Origin of the sequence: Mesorhizobium sp. M5C.F.Ca.IN.020.32.2.1, assembly GCF_004023105.1 — a bacterium.
Taxonomy (GTDB): Bacteria; Pseudomonadota; Alphaproteobacteria; order Rhizobiales; family Rhizobiaceae; genus Mesorhizobium; species Mesorhizobium wenxiniae.
In genome coordinates, this window is record NZ_RZSX01000395.1 from 1 (window position 1) to 5565 (window position 5565).

The 5565-nt window shown below is 62.9% G+C and carries 6 protein-coding genes; all 6 read left to right on the forward strand.

The genetic code is table 11. The annotated features are described in order from the left end of the window. Window positions 1–1314: ABC transporter substrate-binding protein (locus EOA86_RS19725; RefSeq protein ID WP_164891838.1), on the forward strand; the 1314-nt coding region annotated here is incomplete at its 5' end. Window positions 1315–1393: 79 nt separating this feature from the next. Continuing rightward, window positions 1394–2353 carry an ABC transporter permease gene (locus EOA86_RS19730; protein ID WP_127209097.1) on the forward strand — a complete coding sequence of 320 codons (960 nt, stop codon included), beginning with the start codon at window positions 1394–1396 and terminating at the stop codon, window positions 2351–2353. After that, window positions 2353–3255, forward strand: a complete 903-nt coding sequence (locus EOA86_RS19735; protein ID WP_095519723.1) for an ABC transporter permease — start codon at window positions 2353–2355, stop codon at window positions 3253–3255. Before EOA86_RS19730 ends, EOA86_RS19735 begins: the two co-directional genes overlap by 1 nt. 17 nt (window positions 3256–3272) lie before the next feature. Beyond that, a complete protein-coding gene (locus EOA86_RS19740; protein ID WP_128343182.1) occupies window positions 3273–4190 on the forward strand; it encodes a dihydrodipicolinate synthase family protein in 918 nt (305 codons plus the stop codon). A 2-nt stretch (window positions 4191–4192) separates the two neighbouring features. Next, window positions 4193–5200 (forward strand): ABC transporter ATP-binding protein, encoded by a 1008-nt coding sequence (locus tag EOA86_RS19745; protein ID WP_128343184.1) that lies wholly within the window; start codon window positions 4193–4195, stop codon window positions 5198–5200. A 2-nt stretch (window positions 5201–5202) separates the two neighbouring features. Continuing rightward, a partial coding sequence (locus EOA86_RS19750) for an ATP-binding cassette domain-containing protein (RefSeq protein WP_128343186.1) occupies window positions 5203–5565 on the forward strand: 363 nt, incomplete at its 3' end.

A 5565-nucleotide genomic window follows, 5' to 3' on the forward strand; every position in this document is an offset into this window, starting at 1 on the left:
CAACTGACCTATACGTTCAACCTTGTCCAAGAGACCTGGCACGACGGCAAGCCGTTCACATCCAAGGATGTCAAGTTTACGCTTGAACTCGCCAGGAATAAAGCCTCCGGCAGCTTGTTTGCCGCGCGTCTCGGCGACATCGCGTCGGTCGACGCGCCGGACGATCGCACCGTGGTCGTCAAATTGTCGAAGCCCAACGGCTCCTTCCTGTCCATTCTCTCGCAGGTGATGATCCTGCCGGAGCATGCTCTGGCCGGGATGCCGCCAGAAACGCTGGCCACAAGCACCTGGTGGTCCACCACGCCGGTCGGCACCGGCCCCTTCAAATTCAATCGCTATGTCAGCGATCAATATGTCGAGCTGGCCGCGGATGACGACTATCGCAGCGGCAAGCCGAAGGTCGATGTGCTCATCAACCGGTATTTCGAGAGCCCGGCGGCGGCCGTTGCCGCGCTGCGCGCCGGCGAAATCCAGTTCACCTATGTCGAGCCCGACGACGCGGTATCCTTCAAGAGCGACAGCAATTTCAAGGTGATCGAGGGCGCTTCTTATGTGGTCAACTACATCGGCCTCAACCAGAAGGTCGAGCTCTTTAAGGATGTTCGCGTCCGCCAGGCGATCATGCACGCAATCGATCGCAATGCCATCATCGAGAGCCTCTATGGCGGCGCGGCCAAACCGGCCAACTGCGGCTACGTCGCGCCGCATCTGCTCCCCGAAGGCCTCGAACCCTATGCGTACGATCCGGCAAAGGCCAAGGCTCTGCTTGCCGAGGCGGGCTGGGAAAAGATCAACGGCGACAAACCCATCACCTTGCTGACCTATTACGGCTCGCCGCAAGCGGCCAATGTGATGGCCGCCATCCAGTCGATGCTGGCCGAGGTCGGGATCAATGTGGTGCCGCGTGTCGTCGATACGCCGACCTATAACGGCATCGTCTACAAGGAAGGGACGCCGGACTGGAACGCATTTGCGATGGTCTATGCCGGCCTGCAGAACGGTCCGAATCCGGCTGGCATCAGCCCTGGTCTCAACAAGTCCCAGATTCCGCCGGCAGGCTTCAACACCATGCGCATCGAGTTCGACGATCTGAGCGCTGCATTGGACGCTGCGCTCGGCCAGACCGATCCGGCCAAGATCGATAAATCGTGGCAGGAAGTCTGCAAGGTGATGAACAAGGATCTGCCCTGGGCGACATTATGGGTGGCCAACCGCTATGGCGTCGCCTCCAACAAGCTGCGTGACTTCGTCTGGACGCCGGCGCCGGCCGGCGGTCCTTATGCGGCTCACCCGGAACGCTGGGATATCCAGTAAAAGCGCTTGGCGGGCCAGGCCCGCTTTTGCAAGGAGCCGGCCTGATGCCGGGTCCTCTCATCATCACCACGGACCGCCAATGCTGAGTTTCATTGCCCGCCGCAGCGCTACAGGACTGTTGATGCTGGTCGCCTTGAGCGTCCTCATCTTCATCCTTCTGCGACTGGCGCCCGGCGATCCGATCGACGCGTATATCAACCCGTCCAGCCCGATGTCTGCTTCCGACCTCGAAGTCCTGCGCGACCGGCTTGGGCTCGACCAGCCGCTTCCCGTGCAATACCTCGCCTGGCTTCGCGCAGCACTCAGCGGCGACTTCGGCTATTCGATCCAACGCAGCGGCGTTGCCGTGCTGCCCCTGGTCATGGAGCGCATCGGCCCAACCGCGCTGTTGATGGGTACGGGCCTGACCATCGCCATCGTGCTCGGCATTTCCGCCGGCATTTTCTCCGCCGTCCGCCGTAACGCGCTGCCCGACATCATCCTGTCGGTGGTTGCCTTCGTCGGCATCTCCAGCCCGGCTTTTCTGACGGCACTTCTCGGGCTGTACTTTTTCTCGGTGTTGCTGCGCTGGGCGCCATCAGGCGGCATGCAGACCGCCGGCGCACCTTTTTCCGTATCGGACGTACTCGCGCACCTCGTCCTGCCCGCCTGCCTGCTGTCCATTGGACACGCCGCGCTGATCATGCGCTACATGCGCGCGTCGCTGCTGGAAGTGCTCAACCAGGATTATGTGCGAACCGCGCGTGCCAAGGGAGTGCGCGAATTCTGGGTGATCATCAAGCACGCGACGCGCAATGCGCTTTTGCCAGTTATCACCCTGATCGGCTCGACGGTCGGCATCGCGATCGGCGGCGCCATTTTCCTCGAAAGCGTGTTCAACTGGCCGGGCATGGGCCTGCTGCTGGTCAACGCGGTCGGCACACGGGATTACCCGGTGATCATGGGCGCCACTCTGGTGATCGGCATCTGCGTCATTTTGGTGAATCTCCTGACCGATATCGTCTATGCCGTCGTTGACCCGCGCATTCAGGTGTCGTGATGACGATCACCGCGCGAGATCCGACCGTCGACCCGACAGCCGCGCCGCAAACCAAAGGACCGCTCCGCCGCGCGCTCGACCGCTTCTTTGAAAATCGTGCGGCGCGCGCCGGTCTGCTTATCGTCGTTCCCATCCTGCTGGCGGTTTCGACCTATCATTTATGGTGGCCGTTCAGCCCCAATGCCATCGATCTCAGGGCGATCAACAAGGGACCGTCCGCCATTCATTGGCTAGGCAGCGACGGCGTCGGCCGCGACGTCATGGCCCGGCTGATGCAAGGCGGGCGGATATCGCTGCTGGTCGCCGTCTGCTCCGTCGCCATCTCGATCGTCATCGGCTTCCTGGTCGGCGCCGTCGCCAGCTTCGGCGGGCGTCTTGTCGACGGCACGGTGATGCGCTTCGTCGATCTCGCAATGACGCTGCCGCCGGTGATCTTCCTGCTTGTGCTCGCTTCGATCGCGGGCACCGGCATCGCGCCGACCATCCTGGTGATCTCGCTGCTCTCATGGCCGGTGCTGTCGCGCATGGTGCGCGCCCGGCTGCTCGAGCTGCGCGAGCGTGACTTCGTCGTCGCCGCCCGCGGCATGGGGGCGGGGCTGCCGCATCTCCTGTTCCGTCACGGCCTGCCCAACTGCATCGATATTCTTGTCGTCTACGCCACGCTGCAGATCGCCAATGCCATTCTGCTCGAAGCCGGTCTCTCCTTTCTCGGCCTCGGCATCGCGCCGCCCGAAGCCAGCTGGGGCAACATGCTCAATCTCGCCCGCTCCACCGTGGTGCTCGAACAATATCCCTGGCAATGGATGTTTCCCGGCGCCGTGCTTGTGCTCACCGTCCTGGCCATCAACTTCATCGGCGATGGCCTGCGCGATGCATTCGACCCTCGTTCCGATCTCAACTGACCCAAAGGCTTTTCAAAATGCCCCTGTTTACCGGTGTCGTGCCACCTGTCGTCACCCCGCTCAATGCCGATTTCAGCGTCGACTTCCCGTCGTTCACGCGGACGATTGAGAACCTGCTCGACGGCGGGGTACACGGGCTCTTCGTGCTCGGCTCGACCAGCGAGGTGGTCTTCCATGACGAGCCCGGCCGCAGGGCCATCATCGAGCACGCGGTCAAGGTCAACAACGGCCGCGTTCCGATCTTCGCCGGGGTCATCGACCCGACAACCGATCGTGTCATCAACCATGCCAAGATAGCCAGATTGGCCGGTGCCGACGCCATCGTGGTCACCGCGCCGTTTTATGCCCGCACCAGCCAGCCCGAGATCGGCGACCACTTCCGCTATATCAAGGACGCGGTCGACATTCCAATCATCGCCTACGACATTCCGGTCTGCGTCCATGTCAAGCTGGAGCGTAAGACCACCGTTGCCCTTGCTAGCGAGGGCGCTATCGCCGGCATCAAGGATTCCAGCGGCGATGACGGCAACCTGCGTTATGTGCTCAAGGATATGGCCGACGATCCGAATTTCTTCGGCATGACCGGATCCGAGATCCTGGTCGACAGCGTGCTAGCCATGGGCGCGCATGGTGTCGTGCCGGGCCTCGCCAATGTCGACCCGCACGGCTACGTCAAGCTGTGGACTCTGATGCAGACGGGTCAGCACGCCGAAGCCCGCGTGGAACAGGAGCGGCTGTTAAAGCTGTTCGAGATCGTCTGGATCTCGCTCGGCAGGACAAGCGCCGGCTCGGCCGGCGTTGGCGCTTTCAAGACCGCGATGAAGAGCCTCGGCATCATCGCCTCCAACACCATGGCGCGGCCGCAACGCAGCTTGAACGACGAGGAAACCGCAAAGGTCGAAATTGTCCTTCGCGACGTCGGGTTGCTGCGCTGACCGTGGACGCTCCGATTCTCTCGATTTCCGGTCTGCGGGCGGTGTTCCGTATCGCGGGACGCGACATTGCCGCCGTGCAGGACCTCGATCTGACGATCGGATCGGGTGAAACGGTCGCGCTCGTCGGCGAGTCCGGATCGGGCAAGTCCGTCACCAGCCTGTCGATCATCGGCCTGCTGCCGAAGAAGATCGGACACATCGCCGAGGGATCGATCGCGCTGCGGCGCAGGGATGGCACGGTCACCGAGCTGACCGGCCTCGATCCTGAGTCGCTGCGCAAGGTGCGCGGCAACGACATCGGCATGGTGTTCCAAGAGCCGATGACCAGCCTCAATCCGGTCTACACGATCGGCGAACAGATCGCCGAGCCGATCCGCATCCATCTTGGCAAGTCGCATCGCGATGCGGCCGCCGACGCCGTGCGGCTGCTGGCTCAGGTCGGCATTCCCGATCCCGATCGGCGGGCGCGGCAATACCCGCATGAGCTCTCGGGAGGGATGCGCCAGCGCGCCACCATCGCCATGGCCTTATCCTGCAATCCGACCTTGCTGATCGCCGACGAGCCGACTACCGCGCTCGACGACACCATCCAGGCCCAGATTCTCGACCTGCTGGCCGAGCTGCAGGCGCAGCGCGGCATGGGCATTCTGTTCGTCACGCACAATCTGGGCGTCGTTGCCGAGATCGCCGACCGGGTCGCGGTGATGTATGCGGGGCGCATCGTGGAATCGGGACCGGTGAGCGAGGTGTTCACTCGTCCGCGTCATCCCTACACCGCGGGGCTGATGCGTTCGGTGCCACGGCTTGGCCAGGCCACCTCGCTGAAGGCAGCAGGAACGCCGCTTCCGACCATCGCCGGCAATGTTCCGTCGCTGGCCTTGCTGCCTAAGGGCTGCTCCTTCGCGCCGCGTTGCGCCATGGCTGTCGATGCCTGCCGCGCCGCGGTGCCGCCATTGTTCGCGGCGACGTCGACCCAGCACAGCCGTTGTTTGCGTTGGAAGGATCTCTGACGATGAATGCCCCCTTCCTTTCGGTCAGGAATCTGACCAAGCATTTTGCGCCGACGGCGTTCTCGCGCGGTCCCGTCGTCAGGGCGCTGGAAGATATTTCCTTCGATATTGCGCGCGGCCAGGTGGTCGGCCTCGTCGGTGAGTCCGGATCGGGCAAGACCACGATCGGCCGCTCGGTGCTGCGTCTCATCGAGCCGACATCCGGCGAAATAAGCTTTGACGGCATCGATATCACCAAGCTGAGCGCCGGGCCGCTGGCTCGCCAGCGCCGAAAGATGCAGTATATTTTCCAGGATCCGTTCGCCAGCCTGTCTCCGCGCATGACCATCGGGCAGATCCTGACCGAAGGCCTGGATATTCAGAGC

Bases quoted from the DNA above. Each gene is read 5' to 3' on its own strand.
- EOA86_RS19735 (WP_095519723.1), top strand. From the start codon at position 2,353: ATGACGATCACCGCGCGAGATCCGACCGTCGACCCGACAGCCGCGCCG.
- EOA86_RS19730 (WP_127209097.1), top strand. From the start codon at position 1,394: ATGCTGAGTTTCATTGCCCGCCGCAGCGCTACAGGACTGTTGATGCTG.
- EOA86_RS19740 (WP_128343182.1), top strand. From the start codon at position 3,273: ATGCCCCTGTTTACCGGTGTCGTGCCACCTGTCGTCACCCCGCTCAAT.